Source organism: Herminiimonas sp., assembly GCF_030655415.1.
The window spans coordinates 714,380-729,816 of sequence record NZ_JAURVN010000014.1; the positions used below are offsets into that span (position 1 = coordinate 714,380).

General features: G+C 50.1%; 16 protein-coding genes and 1 tRNA gene. 5 read left to right on the forward strand and 12 right to left on the reverse strand.

Translation table 11 applies throughout. From position 1 onward, the window contains the following. Window positions 1-16: 16 nt before the first annotated feature. Together lysS and Q7T66_RS12615 are read left to right on the forward strand one after the other, a co-directional pair. Window positions 17-1,552 (forward strand): lysine--tRNA ligase, encoded by a 1,536-nt coding sequence (gene lysS / locus Q7T66_RS12610; protein WP_304933662.1) that lies wholly within the window; start codon window positions 17-19, stop codon window positions 1,550-1,552. A 208-nt stretch (window positions 1,553-1,760) separates the two neighbouring features. Next, window positions 1,761-2,405, forward strand: a complete 645-nt coding sequence (locus Q7T66_RS12615) for a glycine zipper 2TM domain-containing protein (RefSeq protein WP_304933663.1) — start codon at window positions 1,761-1,763, stop codon at window positions 2,403-2,405. Window positions 2,406-2,544: 139 nt separating this feature from the next. Here Q7T66_RS12615 and iscX read toward each other — a convergent pair whose 3' ends face one another. From iscX to iscR, 8 genes are all read right to left on the reverse strand, one after another. Further along, window positions 2,545-2,739: a Fe-S cluster assembly protein IscX gene (gene iscX, locus Q7T66_RS12620; RefSeq protein WP_304933664.1), complete on the reverse strand. Its 195-nt coding sequence runs from the start codon at window positions 2,737-2,739 to the stop codon at window positions 2,545-2,547. A 19-nt stretch (window positions 2,740-2,758) separates the two neighbouring features. Next, a complete protein-coding gene (gene fdx / locus Q7T66_RS12625; protein ID WP_304933665.1) occupies window positions 2,759-3,097 on the reverse strand; it encodes an ISC system 2Fe-2S type ferredoxin in 339 nt (112 codons plus the stop codon). A gap of 110 nt (window positions 3,098-3,207) precedes the next feature. Continuing rightward, the gene (gene hscA, locus Q7T66_RS12630) at window positions 3,208-5,070 is read right to left on the reverse strand and encodes a Fe-S protein assembly chaperone HscA (RefSeq protein ID WP_304933666.1); all 1,863 of its coding nucleotides are present in this window, start codon (window positions 5,068-5,070) and stop codon (window positions 3,208-3,210) included. A gap of 75 nt (window positions 5,071-5,145) precedes the next feature. After that, complete coding sequence (hscB, locus tag Q7T66_RS12635; RefSeq protein ID WP_304933771.1) at window positions 5,146-5,661, reverse strand: Fe-S protein assembly co-chaperone HscB; 516 nt, start codon at window positions 5,659-5,661, stop codon at window positions 5,146-5,148. Between the two features lie 151 nt (window positions 5,662-5,812). Further along, the gene (gene iscA, locus Q7T66_RS12640) at window positions 5,813-6,136 is read right to left on the reverse strand and encodes an iron-sulfur cluster assembly protein IscA (protein WP_304933667.1); all 324 of its coding nucleotides are present in this window, start codon (window positions 6,134-6,136) and stop codon (window positions 5,813-5,815) included. A gap of 63 nt (window positions 6,137-6,199) precedes the next feature. After that, window positions 6,200-6,604: a Fe-S cluster assembly scaffold IscU gene (gene iscU, locus Q7T66_RS12645; protein WP_304933668.1), complete on the reverse strand. Its 405-nt coding sequence runs from the start codon at window positions 6,602-6,604 to the stop codon at window positions 6,200-6,202. 56 nt (window positions 6,605-6,660) lie between these two features. Beyond that, entirely contained in the window at window positions 6,661-7,914 is a 1,254-nt protein-coding gene (locus Q7T66_RS12650) for an IscS subfamily cysteine desulfurase (protein ID WP_304933669.1), read from the reverse strand. Between the two features lie 16 nt (window positions 7,915-7,930). Beyond that, a complete protein-coding gene (iscR, locus tag Q7T66_RS12655; RefSeq protein WP_304933670.1) occupies window positions 7,931-8,404 on the reverse strand; it encodes a Fe-S cluster assembly transcriptional regulator IscR in 474 nt (157 codons plus the stop codon). 534 nt (window positions 8,405-8,938) lie between these two features. Here iscR and Q7T66_RS12660 point away from each other — a divergent pair. Next, window positions 8,939-9,667: a TetR/AcrR family transcriptional regulator gene (locus tag Q7T66_RS12660; RefSeq protein WP_304933671.1), complete on the forward strand. Its 729-nt coding sequence runs from the start codon at window positions 8,939-8,941 to the stop codon at window positions 9,665-9,667. Here Q7T66_RS12660 and Q7T66_RS12665 read toward each other — a convergent pair whose 3' ends face one another. Both Q7T66_RS12665 and uvrB read right to left on the reverse strand, forming a co-directional pair. Further along, window positions 9,668-10,459 carry a uracil-DNA glycosylase gene (locus Q7T66_RS12665; protein WP_304933672.1) on the reverse strand — a complete coding sequence of 264 codons (792 nt, stop codon included), beginning with the start codon at window positions 10,457-10,459 and terminating at the stop codon, window positions 9,668-9,670. Window positions 10,460-10,600: 141 nt separating this feature from the next. Further along, the gene (uvrB, locus tag Q7T66_RS12670; protein WP_304933673.1) at window positions 10,601-12,694 is read right to left on the reverse strand and encodes an excinuclease ABC subunit UvrB; all 2,094 of its coding nucleotides are present in this window, start codon (window positions 12,692-12,694) and stop codon (window positions 10,601-10,603) included. A gap of 117 nt (window positions 12,695-12,811) precedes the next feature. Here uvrB and Q7T66_RS12675 point away from each other — a divergent pair, with 117 nt between their 5' ends. Continuing rightward, on the forward strand, window positions 12,812-14,026 hold the full coding sequence (locus Q7T66_RS12675) for an amino acid aminotransferase (protein ID WP_304933772.1): 1,215 nt from the start codon (window positions 12,812-12,814) through the stop codon (window positions 14,024-14,026). Window positions 14,027-14,133: 107 nt separating this feature from the next. Continuing rightward, window positions 14,134-14,209, forward strand: a tRNA-Asn gene (locus tag Q7T66_RS12680). A gap of 206 nt (window positions 14,210-14,415) precedes the next feature. Here the strand turns inward: Q7T66_RS12680 and Q7T66_RS12685 are convergent. Both Q7T66_RS12685 and Q7T66_RS12690 read right to left on the reverse strand, forming a co-directional pair. Further along, complete coding sequence (locus tag Q7T66_RS12685; RefSeq protein ID WP_304933674.1) at window positions 14,416-14,547, reverse strand: hypothetical protein; 132 nt, start codon at window positions 14,545-14,547, stop codon at window positions 14,416-14,418. A 221-nt stretch (window positions 14,548-14,768) separates the two neighbouring features. Continuing rightward, window positions 14,769-15,389: an OmpW family protein gene (locus tag Q7T66_RS12690; RefSeq protein ID WP_304933675.1), complete on the reverse strand. Its 621-nt coding sequence runs from the start codon at window positions 15,387-15,389 to the stop codon at window positions 14,769-14,771. Between the last annotated feature and the right edge of the window lie 48 nt (window positions 15,390-15,437).

Here is a 15,437-nt window from a genome sequence, read left to right on the forward strand (position 1 = left end):
TAGATTGTTGGCATCCATGACAACGCATAACGACGACGCTGTAGCATCGCTACCGATAGACGAAAACAAAATCATCGCCGAGCGCCGCGCCAAGCTGAGCGCATTGCGCGAACAAGGCATCGCCTTCCCTAACGACTTCCGCCCGCAACACAAAGCGGCAGATCTGCACGCGCAATACGGCGAAAAGACACGCGAAGAACTCGAAGCAGAACCGGTCAACGTCGTGTTGGCAGGCCGCATGATGTTGAAGCGTGAAGCCGGCAAGAAAGCTGCCTTCGCAACTCTGCAAGATGCATCAGGTCCAAAAGCCGATGGCCGTATCCAGATCTACGCAACGCTGGATCTGACTGGCGAAGCGGCGATGGCTGCATTGCACCACTACGATCTGGGCGATATCCTCGGCGTTAGCGGCACACTGTTCAAAACCAAAACTGATGAATTGACGATCAAGGTGACTGAGCTGCGTTTGATCACCAAATCGCTGCGCCCATTGCCCGATAAATTCCACGGCCTTGCTGATCAGGAAACCAAATATCGCCAGCGTTACGTCGATCTCATCATGAATGAAGACACGCGTCGCACCTTCAAGGCACGTACGGCTGCAATCTCGTCTATCCGTCGCTTCATGGAAAAGAACGAATTCATGGAAGTGGAAACGCCGATGCTGCACACGATCCCCGGCGGCGCAGCAGCCAAGCCTTTCACGACGCATCACAATGCGCTCGACATGCAAATGTTTTTGCGTATCGCACCTGAACTGTATTTGAAACGTTTGGTTGTCGGCGGCTTCGATCGCGTGTTCGAGATCAACCGTAACTTCCGTAACGAAGGCGTATCGATCCGTCACAATCCAGAATTCACGATGATGGAATTCTATGCGGCCTACACCGATTACAAATGGTTGATGGATTTCACTGAAGCAGTGATACGTCAGGCAGCCATCGATGCGCACGGCACAGCGACATTGACCTACGGGGGTCGCGAACTGGATCTGGCGAAACCGTTCCATCGCCTGACGATTGTTGAAGCGATCAATAAATATGCGCGGGGTTATTCGCCTGAACAACTTAACGATGTGGAATTCATCAAAGCCGAATTGAAAAAATTCGGCGTCAAACCATTCGCCACCGCTGGCCTCGGTGCATTGCAACTCGCGCTATTTGAAGAAACAGCAGAAGCGCAATTGTGGGAACCGACATACATCATCGATTACCCGGTTGAAGTCTCGCCATTGGCGCGTGCGTCGGATACGGTCGCTGGCATTACCGAGCGTTTCGAATTGTTCATGGTTGGTCGCGAAATCGCCAACGGTTTCTCAGAGTTGAACGATGCAGAAGATCAAGCCGCGCGCTTCCAGGCACAAGTCGCAGCGAAAGATGCAGGCGACGAAGAAGCGATGTATTACGACGCCGACTACATTCGCGCGTTGGAATACGGCATGCCGCCAGCCGGCGGTTGCGGCATCGGCATCGATCGCTTGATGATGATCATTACCGACTCGCCGAATATTCGTGACGTACTGCTGTTTCCACATCTGCGCCGCGAGGACTAACTTCTACCGTTAAGTTTTCATCGGTAAATTTTACAAAAAAGGACTGCTGCGGCAGTCCTTTTTTATCTCGGCAACTATTTCCAGACATCACCAGTCATAGTTACATCAGCTTACATCTGACACAGGTTTAAGCTTTTTATTTGATTCAAGTGGAGCAATACTTCATCCACATTAACAAAACGTGGAAACATCCACATCCGGAGGATTTATGGAAACCAACAATAATTCAAAACGTATTCATCCCCTCGTTGCTGCCGCTGCCGTCGGCGTATTGCTCGTCAGCTTGGTCGGGGTGGCCGCCATGACAGGCATACTGCCAAATTCAAACAGCGCGAGTTCACAAAAAGAAGCGATCGCTGCATTGGAAAAAGATGCTGCAGACAAAGCCGCCGAAGCACAAGCAGCTGAAGACAAAGCAAACCAGGCTCGTAAAGAAGCTGACGAGCGCCAAGCCGCAGCGAACAAAGCGGATAAGCAAGCCAAACGCGAATCCGATACCAAGGTTGCACAAGCGCAAATCTGCTACGACTGTGGCCGTATCGAATCGGTACGTGCAGTCCAAACCCAGGCTAAACCAAGTGGCGTCGGCGTAGTTGGTGGCGCGGTTGTTGGCGGCTTGCTGGGTAACCAGATTGGCGGCGGTAATGGCAAGACGCTGGCGACAGTTGCAGGTGCAGTTGGTGGCGGTTATGCCGGCAATGAAATCGAAAAGCGCTCACGCACCGCAACCACGTATGAAGTACGTGTCCGCATGGAAGATGGAAAATCGCGCACCTTCCCTTATGATCACCAACCGAACTGGAATACTGGTGATCGCGTTCGCGTAGTCGATGGTTACTTGCGCTCGCGTTAATCAGTAAGCAGGCAAAAAAGAGCGCCAATTTGGCGCTCCTTTTTTATATCTGCAATCGTTTGTTCAAAAGTGCTCAAGATAATTACTGAATTCAATTCAGTCTGCTGATGCCATCTCATTCAAACATTTATTCACAGCTTTATTCCGCTTCTTCTATCCACGCCTGCTGAATCGCTTCCAGAATCTTTTCGCCGGAACGATCCGGTGCATCATCAAAATCTTCCAGTTCGCAAACCCATTTATGCAAATCGGTAAAACGAATGGTCAGCGGATCGATATCCGGAAATTTATCATTCAACTCTTCCGCAATGCGGATGGTATCTGTCCATTTCATTGCAAGCTCCTAGTAATTTTTAATGATTTTCGCTAGCGTGGTTGATCGTGTAACGCGGGATTTCCACCACCAGATCTTCTTCGGCCACGATAGCCTGGCATGACAGACGCGATGCCGCTTCCAGACCCCATGCTTTATCCAGCAAATCTTCTTCGGTATCGCCGGCTTCATTCAAGGATTTGAAACCTTCGCGCACGATCACATGACACGTGGTGCAGGCACACGATTTTTCGCAAGCGTGCTCGATGTCGATATCGTTTTCAAGCAAAACATCGCATATCGATTTACCAGCTGGTGCGTCGATCACTGCGCCATCCGGGCACAAAACATGGTGAGGAAGAACAACAATTTGCGGCATGTGGATTACCTAGAAGTTAAATGTTATTACGTTGCGTAAATGGCGTTTTCTTTGCCGACTTGCTGCAACGCTTGCTGCTGTTTACCCGATCAAATCAGGCAAACGATCTATTAAATTTCGTCCAGTTTTTTGCCCGACAAAGCGGTGCGTACGCTTCTATCCATTCTACGCGCGGCAAATTCTTCGGTGCCGTGCGCCAGCGCATCGACTGCCGCTTTGATCGCAACGTGGTCGGTGCCATTGCCGGCTTGTCTTACATTTTCAAGCAAGGAGATGACCTCTTTTTGCTCATCATCCGACAACAGACTTGCGTCCGTATCCAGCGCTGATTGCGTCGCCAACACGATACGTTCAGCTTCGACCTGCTCTTCGCGTAATGCACGCGCTGCCATATCGATATCTGCCGACTTGAATGAATCCTGCAGCATTTGTGCGACTTGATCATCAGCCAAACCGTAAGACGGTTTAACTTCTATCGATGCCTCGACACCCGAGCGCAATTCACGTGCAGACACTGACAACAATCCATCCGCATCAACTTGATAAGTCACACGTATGCGCGCCGCGCCAGCCGCCATCGGAGGAATGCCACGCAACTCAAATTTCGCCAGCGAGCGGCAATCCGTTACCAGCTCACGTTCGCCTTGCACGATGTGCACGGCAAGCGCGGTCTGACCATCTTTGAAGGTGGTGAATTCTTGCGCGCGCGCGCATGGAATCGTGGAATTACGCGGGATGACTTTTTCTACCAAGCCACCCATGGTTTCAATACCTAGCGACAGTGGGATCACATCCAGCAACAACCAGTCATCGCCTGCAGCGCGATTGCCAGCTAACAGATTGGCTTGAATCGCAGCGCCCAGCGCCACGACTTTGTCCGGATCGATATTCGCCAAAGGCGTAGCCTGGAAAAAATCGCCAACCGCTTTGCGTATGTGCGGCATGCGCGTGGCGCCGCCTACCATTACCACGCCATCGACGTCATCCACAGTCAGATCGGCGTCGCGCAAAGCCTTCTTGGTTGGCGTGATCGTCTTTGCCACCAAGTGTTGCGTAATTCGTGTGAAATCTTCCGCAGTCACCGTCACGTGCACTTCTTCGCCTGAGGTCAACACTGCATCGATATGGGTTTCCGATTTCGACGACAACAGTTCTTTGGCTTCGCGCGACTTGACCATCAAGATGCTGGTATCGATATCGGATAAAGGTGCCAAATTGGATTGTTCGATAACCCAGCAAAACAAACGGTGATCGAAATCGTCGCCGCCCAGCGCAGAATCGCCGCCGGTGGACAGCACTTCAAACACGCCCTTGGTCAATTTCAGGATGGATACATCGAATGTACCGCCGCCCAAATCGTAGACAGCAAACACGCCTTCTGACGCGTTGTCGAGTCCGTAGGCAATTGCCGCTGCAGTCGGCTCATTCAACAAACGCAATACATTCAAGCCTGCCAATTTAGCCGCGTCTTTAGTCGCCTGACGCTGTGCATCATCAAAGTATGCAGGGACGGTAATCACTGCACCGACCAGCTCATCACCCAATGCGTCTTCAGCTTGTTGACGCAAAGTCGCGAGAATTTCTGCCGATACTTCGACTGGGCTTTTGACGCCAGCAACGGTTTTCAATTGCACCATGCCGGGCGTATCCAGAAAATCGTAAGGCAGGTTTTCCGCGTAGGCGATGTCTTTCAAGCCGCGGCCCATGAAGCGCTTGACGGAAACGATGGTATTTTTTGGATCGCTATTTTGTGCCGCTTGCGCCTTATAACCGATTTGCGCATTGCCATTCTTCATGTAGTGCACGACGGACGGCAGCAATGAGCGCCCTTCTTCATCGGTCAATACTTCAGGAATACTGTTGCGCACTGTCGCGACCAACGAGTTGGTCGTACCAAGATCGATGCCGACCGCCAGCCTGTGCTGATGCGGGGCGGTAGACATGCCGGGTTCTGCGATTTGAAGAAGAGCCATATTTGTTTGTAACTTATTCTTTATCTTGTTTCAGGGAAGTCACAGCTATCGTTCGATCGGCTGCGCACAACTTAATTAGTCCGGTAACACATCCAGTGCGTTGGATACTTCGTCTGCAAATTTTTCGAGGAACATCAACTGCCGCACCAAACCTGCTGCTTGCGTAAAGTCATCAGCGTCCAGCAATGTTGCGATCGCCGCCAACTCTGCTTTACGCGCGCTACGGATAGCTGTATCCAGCGCTTCCAGCTCAGTTCTATTCTTTTGGGCACGCGCATCATCAAGCGCTTCGCGCCATTCCATCTGCTGCATCAAGAACGCGACCGGCATCGCCGTGTTCGACTCTGTCTGCAAATCAACGCCATTCAGCTCGCACAAATACGCTGCGCGCTTGAATGGACTCTTCAGAGTTTTGTACGCTTCATTGGCGCGTGTTGCCCATTGCATCGCGACACGTTTTTCAGCGTCGGAGGCATTCGCAAATTTGTCGGGATGGACCTGATTCTGCACGCTGTGATAAGCGCTATCTAGTGCGCTGGCATCAATCGTGAAACGTTGCGGCAGATGGAAAAGGTCGTAGTGGTTTTGCATTCTTGTGCGCTGGCGGTCGGCTGGCTTATCTTGCGATGCAGCGCTATTGCTGCCGAATTGTGCTTGCATCAAATAAAAGAGCCTGCACACGTTCTACAGGCTCTATCAGTACGGAATATCTGCGACGGATTTGACTACGTGCAGCCGCCAATCAAATGCGGAAGCTTTCGCCACAACCGCACTCGTCCTTGACGTTCGGATTATGGAATTTGAAGCCTTCGTTCAAACCTTCACGCGCAAAATCCAGCTCTGTACCGTCGATATACGGCAAGCTTTTAGGATCAACAAAAACCTTCACGCCATGCGATTCAAACACGCTATCTTCATTCGCGCTTTCGTCCACATATTCCAGCTTGTACGCCAGGCCGGAGCAACCGGTCGTGCGCACGCCGAAACGAAGGCCGATACCTTTGCCGCGCCGTTCCATATAGCGATTGATGTGTTTCGCTGCTTTTTCAGTCAGTGTAATAGCCATGATCTTTGCTCAAAAAGTTGTCGTTGAAACGTGCAGCGTTCATGCCGCACGAAGCAAACAAACTTAAGCTGCTTTTTCCGCTTCTACGACGCCATGCTTGGCTTTGTAATCCAGCACTGCAGCCTTGATCGCATCTTCAGCCAGAATCGAGCAGTGAATTTTCACTGGTGGCAATGCCAACTCTTCAGCGATTTGCGTATTCTTGATCGACAGTGCTTGATCCAAGGTTTTGCCTTTGACCCATTCGGTCACCAGCGACGACGATGCAATCGCCGAGCCGCAGCCGTAGGTTTTGAATTTTGCATCTTCGATCACGCCATCAGCGCCGACCTTGATTTGCAATTTCATCACGTCGCCGCAAGCCGGTGCACCAACCATACCGGTACCAATCGTGTCATCACCTTTATCGAACGCACCAACGTTGCGTGGATTTTCGTAATGATCGAGAACTTTGTCTGAGTAAGCCATTTTGATGCTCCTTGTTAAACCTGTTTCTATGCCTTATCGGCAGAAACGAAAAACGATTAGTGTGCCGCCCATTGGATCGTACTGATGTCGATCCCGTCTTTATACATATCCCACAGCGGCGACAACTCGCGCAGCTTCGTAACTTTTTCCTTGATCAAATTGATCGTGAAATCCACGTCTTCTTCGGTTGTGAAACGACCGAAAGTAAAACGGATCGAGCTGTGCGCCAGTTCGTCGCTGCGACCAAGCGCTCTCAATACATAAGATGGTTCCAGACTGGCCGAAGTACAAGCCGAACCTGAAGAAACAGCCAAATCTTTAATCGCCATGATCAACGATTCGCCTTCAACATAGTTGAAGCTGACGTTCAGGTTATGCGGTACGCGGTGATCCATATCGCCATTGATATAGACCTCTTCCATCACCATCAAACCTTTGGACAGACGATCACGCAATGCAGTGATACGAACGATTTCTTCGTCCATTTCTTCACGAGCGATGCGGAAGGCTTCGCCCATGCCGACGATTTGATGCGTTGCCAATGTGCCCGAACGCAAGCCGCGCTCATGACCACCGCCGTGCATTTGCGCTTCGATACGGACGCGCGGTTTGCGACGTACATATAAAGCACCGATACCTTTAGGGCCGTAGGTTTTGTGTGCGGTAAAAGTCATCAAATCGACTTTGGTTTTTTCCAGATCGATCTTCACTTTGCCGGTTGCTTGCGCAGCGTCGCAATGGAAAATGATGCCATTGCTACGGCACAGCTCGCCAATCTCGTCGATAGGTTGGATCACGCCGATTTCATTGTTGACCAGCATGACCGATACCAAGATCGTGTCAGGGCGAATGGCCGCAGCCAATTGCTCGATCGTGATCAAACCATTGTCTTGCGGTTGCAAATAAGTTGCTTCAAAACCCTGGCGTTCCAACTCACGCACGGTGTCCAGCACAGCTTTGTGCTCGGTTTTGACCGTGATGATGTGCTTACCCTTGGTTTTATAGAATTGGGCTGCGCCTTTGAGCGCGAGATTGTTGCCTTCAGTCGCGCCCGAAGTCCAGATGATTTCGCGCGTATCCGCGTTCACCAGTTTGGCGACTTGTTCGCGTGCGTCTTCAACCGCCTTTTCTGCAGTCCAGCCATACATATGGCTGCGCGAAGCTGGATTACCGAACTGCTCACGCAGATAAGGAATCATCTTGTCGGCGACACGTGGATCGATAGGCGTAGTCGCCGAGTAATCCATGTAAATTGGGAAGTGCGGTGCCTTGATCGTATCTATCAAGCTTTTATCTAACGGGGCATTCATTTTATAGCTCCAATAATCAAACGGCTGCGTGGTTACGGTGTACCACCACTACGCATTGTTCAGAAATCTTTTGTTTTTGCTGATCGACCAAATCTTTCAAGGACACAGAATCGAGATAATCCACCATTTTTGAATTCAGCGTTGCCCACAGGTCATGTGTCATGCAACGTGGACCATTTTCATGGTCTACGCTATGGCAATTTTCCTTGCCACCACACTGCGTTGCATCCAGCGGCTCATCGACTGCAATGATGATATCGGCGACTGTGACGTCTTCTGCACGACGCGCGAGGTTATAACCACCACCTGGTCCGCGTACCGATTCCACGATTTCATGGCGACGCAACTTGCCAAACAATTGCTCTAGATAAGACAGCGAAATTTCTTGTCGCTGGCTAATACCGGCGAGCGTGACGGGACCGTTGTCCTGGCGCAATGCCAAGTCAATCATTGCTGTTACAGCAAAACGTCCTTTAGTCGTCAAACGCATTAATTACCGCCTTTAGAATCAACCGAATGTAATAACCCGAGTTGTTGATCGATTTGGTCAAGTATAACAAACTTGACTGAATCTGTCAGGTACTCGCTTTTTACCAGCTCGCCGGACGCGAATTGGTAAAGGACATACGATTTTCATAGGTCAATTTTATTCTCTAACTGCCCGCTCAACATTGACCCGCGTCACTAAGGCGAGATATAGCCGCTCGTGAGATACCTTGAATCCACATTAAAAAAGATTAATCTTCGGCCAACAAACTACCAACTGAAAATATGACCCACCCCGCAAACCAATCATCACCCGCCATAAGAATTAGGCAAGCACTCAGTCAAAAGCGAATTGAAAACACATATTTGAACGATCATTCAATCAAGTAAAAAATGGTTTACAAAGACATCGAAAAATTCAAAAGAACAAAACAACCGGCGCACCTAGCTGCCTTACAGATACTTTTTATTTTGAGCGAATATTCAATTTATAATAGGCACCACATTAATTGACTGAAACTTCGTTTCGATATTCGCAATGGCCACACGCACTTCCAAGACTCCGCAATCCCCTACCCAAAAAGCCGACAAAAAACGAATCGAAGTTCTCAAGGCTGCGGGCAAATGCTTCCGCAAAACCGGCTTCCACCAAACTTCCATGCAACAGATTTGTGCCGAAACCGGCTTGGGTCCTGGTGCGGTTTATCGTTATTTCACCGGCAAAGAAGCCATCATCGAAGCGATGGTGGAGGACGAACGCCGCCAAGCGCGCGCCATGCTGGTACAAATGCGCGATGCCGAATCCATACAAGCAGCGTTGAGCGCGATCACCCGACTTTTTGCGGAACGCTATCGTGCTGGCGGCGATGCCAGCCTGATGACCGAGGTGTACGCCGAAGGCATGCGCAGCAAACGCGTAGGCGCGGTTTTACGCAAGATTGAAGCGGAATGGATCATGGGCCTGACCAATCTTTTACGCATTGCACAGGCACGAGGGCAGATAGATGCATCGCTCGATGCTGCGCAAACAGCTTTGTTTTTGACAGGAATGTGGGATGGAATGGTGATACGCCAGCATTTTCACGCGCATGAAGATCAAAACGCCTTGCCGGCTTTTTTTGAAAGCATGATTGCGCGGCTGCTGACAAAAGATAACAAGGTCAGCGGCAAGCCATTGACCACGCCACCTATAGAGAACTCGCTGTTTGCGGAAGAATTAAAGAAACGCGCAGAGTCAGAAGATCTGCGCCAACTCAGCCTTATTTAATTAAGGCAGCTTCTTTTTCAGCAGATGCATGGAACCGAAAAGCTCTTGCATCACTGCGTTGCCAATAAAGCTCAAGTTGTATGGATGCTCAGATACTTTTTTCGGGAAACGCGCACTCTCAGGCAAGGCTTCCAACTGCACCGCAATCTTCCCCCACAACACCAAGGTCGGTGCCTGTGTCGCATTGCGCTCTGCGTGATCGACCAAAGCTGCCAGCACTGTTTGCAAAAATGGAATCCACGGCTTCGCCTCTTTCACCGGCGCGACGTGCGAGCGAAAAACCAGCGCTGCATTGAGCAAGAGAAAACCGTGTGAAGTTAGATTTTCCTGCAAATCCGGCAAGGTTTGAATAACAGCAGAAGGCGCAGCCTGCGCCTTGGCAGATACGCCAGCCAGCGCATCACCAGAGGTTTGCTCTATTGCTATTTGGCCATCAGCCACCAGCAACATCTTCATGAAATTGCGTAATGAAGTCGCGCGATTTACCTGTTTGGACAAACCTTTTTCCGACCACAACGATCCAACCGCGCCGTCCATGAAGCACACGCCGGTCGCACTATCCGGACGCGGATACGGGCCCTCACCCACTAGCACATAGCGCACCGCATCTAGTGGCTGCGCAAACGCGGCAAACAGTCTGCCGCCATTCGGTAAATAATTGTCGTCTGCCAGCGCTGGCAAATAATCCGGGAATGATTTGTGAACTGCGTTCAAGCCGGCCAGAAGAATCGGACGCCAGGATGCGTCAGCGACGTCCAGCATGGCAATGAAAGATGATGGAATTGTTTGCATGAGATTTGATGCCCGAAGATTACAGCCGGCAATTCAAGCCGGCTGACGAAAGCAGCGATTGTATCCGCAAGTTTGTCGGATACAAGTCGAAAGCTGTTCGCCGCCGTAGTACAGTTCAGGCGCTTAATGAGACACCAAAAATTATGCGCTGGCCAACGGTTCTATCGTATCGCCGCCCGATGCGCCAAACAATTGCTCTTTCAATATCCGCAATTGATCGCGTACTTGCGCAGCTTTTTCGAACTCCAGGTTTTTTGCATGACCCAGCATTTGTTTTTCCAGTCGCTTGATTTCCTTGCTGACCTGCTTCTCGCTCATCGACTCGTACTTCGCATGTTCTTGAGCAGCATTCAACTCTTCGCGCGCTTCCTGCGGGCTGTAAACGCCATCGATCAATTCGCGGATATTTTTCTTGATACCTATCGGTGTGATGTTATTCGCAGTATTGAACGCAATCTGCTTGGCGCGACGGCGCTCGGTCTCGTCAATTGCGCGTCGCATTGAATCCGTTACCTTGTCACCATAGAGGATTGCCATGCCATTTAAATTACGCGCAGCGCGACCTATGGTTTGAATCAGACTGCGTTCGGAGCGCAGAAAGCCTTCCTTGTCCGCATCGAGAATCGCCACCAATGACACTTCGGGCAGATCCAGACCTTCGCGCAACAAGTTAATCCCGACCAAAACATCGAAGGTACCAAGACGCAAATCCCGCAAAATTTCAACACGCTCAACCGTATCAATATCGCTGTGCAAGTAACGCACCTTGATGCCGTTATCGCTCAGGAATTCCGTTAACTGTTCCGACATGCGCTTGGTCAACGTCGTCACCAATACGCGCTCGTGTTTTTTCACGCGATCGGTAATTTCCGACATCAAATCATCAACCTGGGTTGAAGCCGGCCGCACACTGATCATTGGATCAACCAAGCCGGTAGGGCGCACAACCTGCTCCACCACTTGATCGGCATGCGTATTTTCGTAATCAGCTGGCGTGGCAGAGACGAACACCATTTGCCGCATCTTGCCTTCGAACTCATCAAAGCGCAACGGCCTGTTATCCAGCGCCGACGGCAGACGGAAACCGTAATCAACCAGATTAGTTTTGCGCGCCCTATCGCCGTTGTACATGCCGTTGAGCTGCCCCATCAACACGTGCGATTCATCCATAAACATCAGCGCATCCTGCGGCAAATAATCAACCAGCGTTGGCGGCGGATCGCCAGCTTTGGCACCGCTCAAGTGACGTGAATAGTTTTCGATGCCTTTGGTGAAACCGATTTCCTGCATCATTTCCAGATCGAAGCGCGTGCGCTGTTCCAGCCTTTGTTCTTCGATCAAACGGTTTTCCTTGCGGAAAAATTCCAGGCGATCGCGCAGTTCATCTTTAATGGTTTCAATCGCACGCAACACAGTCGAGCGCGGCGTCACGTAATGCGAACCTGGATAAACAGTAAAACGTGGAATCTTTTGGCGTATGCGGCCAGTCAGCGGATCGAACAACTGCAGGCTTTCAATTTCGTCATCGAACATTTCAATGCGAATTGCCAACTCGGCATGCTCAGCCGGGAAAATATCAATCGTATCGCCACGCACGCGGAAAGTACCGCGGCCAAAATCCACTTCGTTACGTGTGTACTGCATCGCGATCAGACGCGCAATCACATCGCGCTGGCTGACTTTATCCTTGGCGCGCAAAGTCAAAATCATCTGATGGTATTCGCTAGGATTACCAATACCGTAAATCGCCGAAACCGTTGCAATGATCACCACATCGCGACGCTCCATCAGCGACTTGGTGCAAGACAGACGCATCTGTTCGATGTGTTCGTTAATCGATGAATCTTTCTCGATGAACAAATCGCGCTGCGGCACATACGCTTCAGGTTGGTAATAATCGTAGTAACTGACGAAGTATTCCACCGCGTTTTGCGGGAAAAACTCGCGGAATTCGCTGTATAGCTGCGCAGCCAAAGTCTTGTTCGGCGCAAACACAATTGCCGGACGGCCCATTTGGGCGATCACATTGGCAACGGTATATGTCTTGCCAGAACCGGTAACACCCAGCAATGTTTGATAAAACAAACCATCGTTGATGCCCTCTACCAGCTTCGCAATTGCGGTCGGCTGATCGCCTGCCGGAGGAAAGGGCTGGTGCAGGCGAAACGGGGAATTTGGGTAGGTAACAATTTTCGATTCATCAACGGAATCGGGAACTTGGGATAAATCAGCCATTTAAATCCGACCTTTGGTAAAATAGTGAGTCGCATTTTCCGCAAGACTTATGGTCTTGCGCTCTACACAACCCCACTGCAAAACGACCGTTTGCAGCTAACTTTTGATGTTATCACGATGAACGCACCTATTCCTGCTTCGCTCCTCAACGCCATCGAAATGGCGCCGCGTGACCCGATTCTTGGTATTACCGAGGCTTTTAATGCCGACAAGAATCCAAATAAGATCAATCTTGGTGTCGGCGTTTACAACGACGATAACGGCAAATTGCCATTGCTTGAATGCGTACGCAAAGCCGAAGCGCAATTGATGGAAAAATTGTCGCCACGTGGCTACCTGCCTATCGACGGCCTGGCTGCGTATGACAAAGCAGTACAAGAACTCGTATTTGGTGCCGATAGTTCAGTAGTCAAGGACAAACGTGCAGTCACCGCACAAGCAATCGGCGGCACAGGCGCATTGAAACTCGGCGCTGATTTCCTGAAACGCTTTGCACCAAACGCGCAAGTCTGGATCAGCGATCCAAGCTGGGAAAACCACCGCGCTTTGTTTGAATCGGCTGGCTTTACCGTCAACAATTATCCATACTACGACGCAGTAACCCGCGGCGTTAATTTCGCTGGCATGCTCGACACACTCAAATCGATTCCTAGCGGCTCGATCGTTCTGTTGCACGCTTGCTGCCACAACCCAACCGGCGCGGATCTGAGCGATGCGCAATGGCTGGAAGTGTTGAACGTTGTCACAACACGCGGCTTGATTCCATTCCTCGACATGGCCTACCAAGGTTTTGGCGACGGCATCGAATCCGACGGCAAAGTTGTGCGTCAATTCGCTGAAGCAGGCGGCCCAGTATTCGTTTCGAACTCATTCTCCAAATCGTTCTCGCTGTACGGCGAACGCGTTGGTGCATTGAGCATCGTCGCCGTCAATGCAGAAGAAGCAGCACGCGTCTTGTCGCAATTGAAACGCGTCATCCGCACCAACTATTCCAACCCACCTATCCACGGCGGCCAAGTCGTTGCAACAGCTCTGGCATCACCAGAACTGCGCGCATTGTGGGAAGAAGAACTGGCTGGCATGCGCGTACGTATTCGTGAAATGCGTCAAGCGTTTGTACAGAAATTGAAAGAACAAGCACCTGCTCACAACTTCGATTTCGTTACTGCACAACGCGGCATGTTCTCGTACTCAGGCTTGACCAAACCACAAGTAGATCGTCTGCGCGATGAGTTCTCGATCTACGCTGTCGACACTGGCCGCATTTGTGTCGCTGCACTGAATACGAAAAACATCGATTACGTTATTGCAGCAATCGCAAAAGTTCTTTAATATTCGCCCCTGCAATAAATTTCTGCGCCAAGACTAAACAAAGCAAAGAAATTTATTGCACAAGCTTTGACAGGCGAGCAAGAAACATCTTATAATCTCGCTTCTGTTCCCTGATAGCTCAGTTGGTAGAGCGACGGACTGTTAATCCGCAGGTCCCTGGTTCGAGTCCAGGTCGGGGAGCCACAGAATATGAAGGGCCTAGTTGAAAAACTAGGCCCTTTTCTTTTGTCTAAAGCAATTGAAACTTCGAGCCACGAAATTGAACGTTAGTAGTCCAAATTAGATGTGTTCTTTTTAACTCCACTCCGCAAATTAAAAATCCCCGCATGAAGCGAGGATTTTTAGAGTTTGAAAACGGCCGCCCTTCTTTCTGGCCGCATTCACTTTAATTACAGGCTGCGATATTCTTTCAAGCCTTGATACTGAGAACCGCGAGTCGCGCAGAGTTGATCGATCAACGCCGCACGCTTTTCTTCAACATTGACTTGCGATACCACTTGGCTAGCAACGGATGTAGACATGATGATTTCCTTTCTGGAGTTAATCATTTTGCTGATTCCAGTCTAGGAAACCATCAGCCATAAATCCAATTTGAATTCATGATATTGGTAATTCACGTTTGATATATCTAACGTCAGGCAGATACCGTTTTCTGCATCTCCTGCGAAGGTGGCTAGCGACATATCAATGCGCGTTGACATATAAGTTTGCCGTGATCAAACCTCTCCTTTAAACATCGCGTTTAAAAACGGTAACCAACGCCAACACCAATCAGCCAAGGATCGATTTTTACAGCGCTGATTTGTCCTGCCGCAGTATTCACATCACTTCTGATTTGGACTTTCTTCACGTCCAGATTCAATGACCAATTTTTATCCAGCTTGAAATCAACGCCCGCTTGCAAGGCAAGTCCTAGGCTGCTGCTTTCCAGATCTGCAGCACCATTCAGCAACTTGACGCTGGAAATTCGAGTGTAATTAATACCGGCTCCAACATACGGGCTGATGGTTTTTTGTGGCGTGAAGTGATATTGCAGAGTGAGTGTTGGTGGCAAATGTTTGAAGCTGCCTATTTCTGCGCCATCGAGGGAGACTTTCTGCTTTTGCGGATAAGTCAGTACCAATTCGGTTGCCCAGTTAGGCGTAAAGAAATAGCTGATGTCGACTTCTGGAATCGTTTTGGAATTAATAGTCAAACGATCGGATGCACCGATGCCACCGATGGGATCTGACTTGTTGGCTGGATCAAGATGGACCGCGCGGACACGGACTAACCACGGCCCTTCTTGTACTTGCTGTGCGTAGACTTGCGAACTGATGCTGACTAAAGAAACTAATGCGACTGCGAGAACTGACTTTTTCACGATAACTCCGACGTTGATGGGAACGAGTACCAAGGTATCGCACCAACA

Bases quoted from the DNA above. Each gene is read 5' to 3' on its own strand.
- iscA (WP_304933667.1), bottom strand. From the start codon at position 6,136: ATGGCTATTACACTGACTGAAAAAGCAGCGAAACACATCAATCGCTAT.
- uvrB (WP_304933673.1), bottom strand. From the start codon at position 12,694: ATGGCTGATTTATCCCAAGTTCCCGATTCCGTTGATGAATCGAAAATT.
- Q7T66_RS12650 (WP_304933669.1), bottom strand. From the start codon at position 7,914: ATGAATGCCCCGTTAGATAAAAGCTTGATAGATACGATCAAGGCACCG.
- Q7T66_RS12615 (WP_304933663.1), top strand. From the start codon at position 1,761: ATGGAAACCAACAATAATTCAAAACGTATTCATCCCCTCGTTGCTGCC.
- lysS (WP_304933662.1), top strand. From the start codon at position 17: ATGACAACGCATAACGACGACGCTGTAGCATCGCTACCGATAGACGAA.
- iscX (WP_304933664.1), bottom strand. From the start codon at position 2,739: ATGAAATGGACAGATACCATCCGCATTGCGGAAGAGTTGAATGATAAA.
- Q7T66_RS12665 (WP_304933672.1), bottom strand. From the start codon at position 10,459: ATGCAAACAATTCCATCATCTTTCATTGCCATGCTGGACGTCGCTGAC.
- Q7T66_RS12675 (WP_304933772.1), top strand. From the start codon at position 12,812: ATGAACGCACCTATTCCTGCTTCGCTCCTCAACGCCATCGAAATGGCG.
- iscR (WP_304933670.1), bottom strand. From the start codon at position 8,404: ATGCGTTTGACGACTAAAGGACGTTTTGCTGTAACAGCAATGATTGAC.
- fdx (WP_304933665.1), bottom strand. From the start codon at position 3,097: ATGCCGCAAATTGTTGTTCTTCCTCACCATGTTTTGTGCCCGGATGGC.
- Q7T66_RS12660 (WP_304933671.1), top strand. From the start codon at position 8,939: ATGGCCACACGCACTTCCAAGACTCCGCAATCCCCTACCCAAAAAGCC.
- hscB (WP_304933771.1), bottom strand. From the start codon at position 5,661: ATGCAAAACCACTACGACCTTTTCCATCTGCCGCAACGTTTCACGATT.
- Q7T66_RS12685 (WP_304933674.1), bottom strand. From the start codon at position 14,547: ATGTCTACATCCGTTGCTAGCCAAGTGGTATCGCAAGTCAATGTTGAA.
- iscU (WP_304933668.1), bottom strand. From the start codon at position 6,604: ATGGCTTACTCAGACAAAGTTCTCGATCATTACGAAAATCCACGCAAC.
- hscA (WP_304933666.1), bottom strand. From the start codon at position 5,070: ATGGCTCTTCTTCAAATCGCAGAACCCGGCATGTCTACCGCCCCGCAT.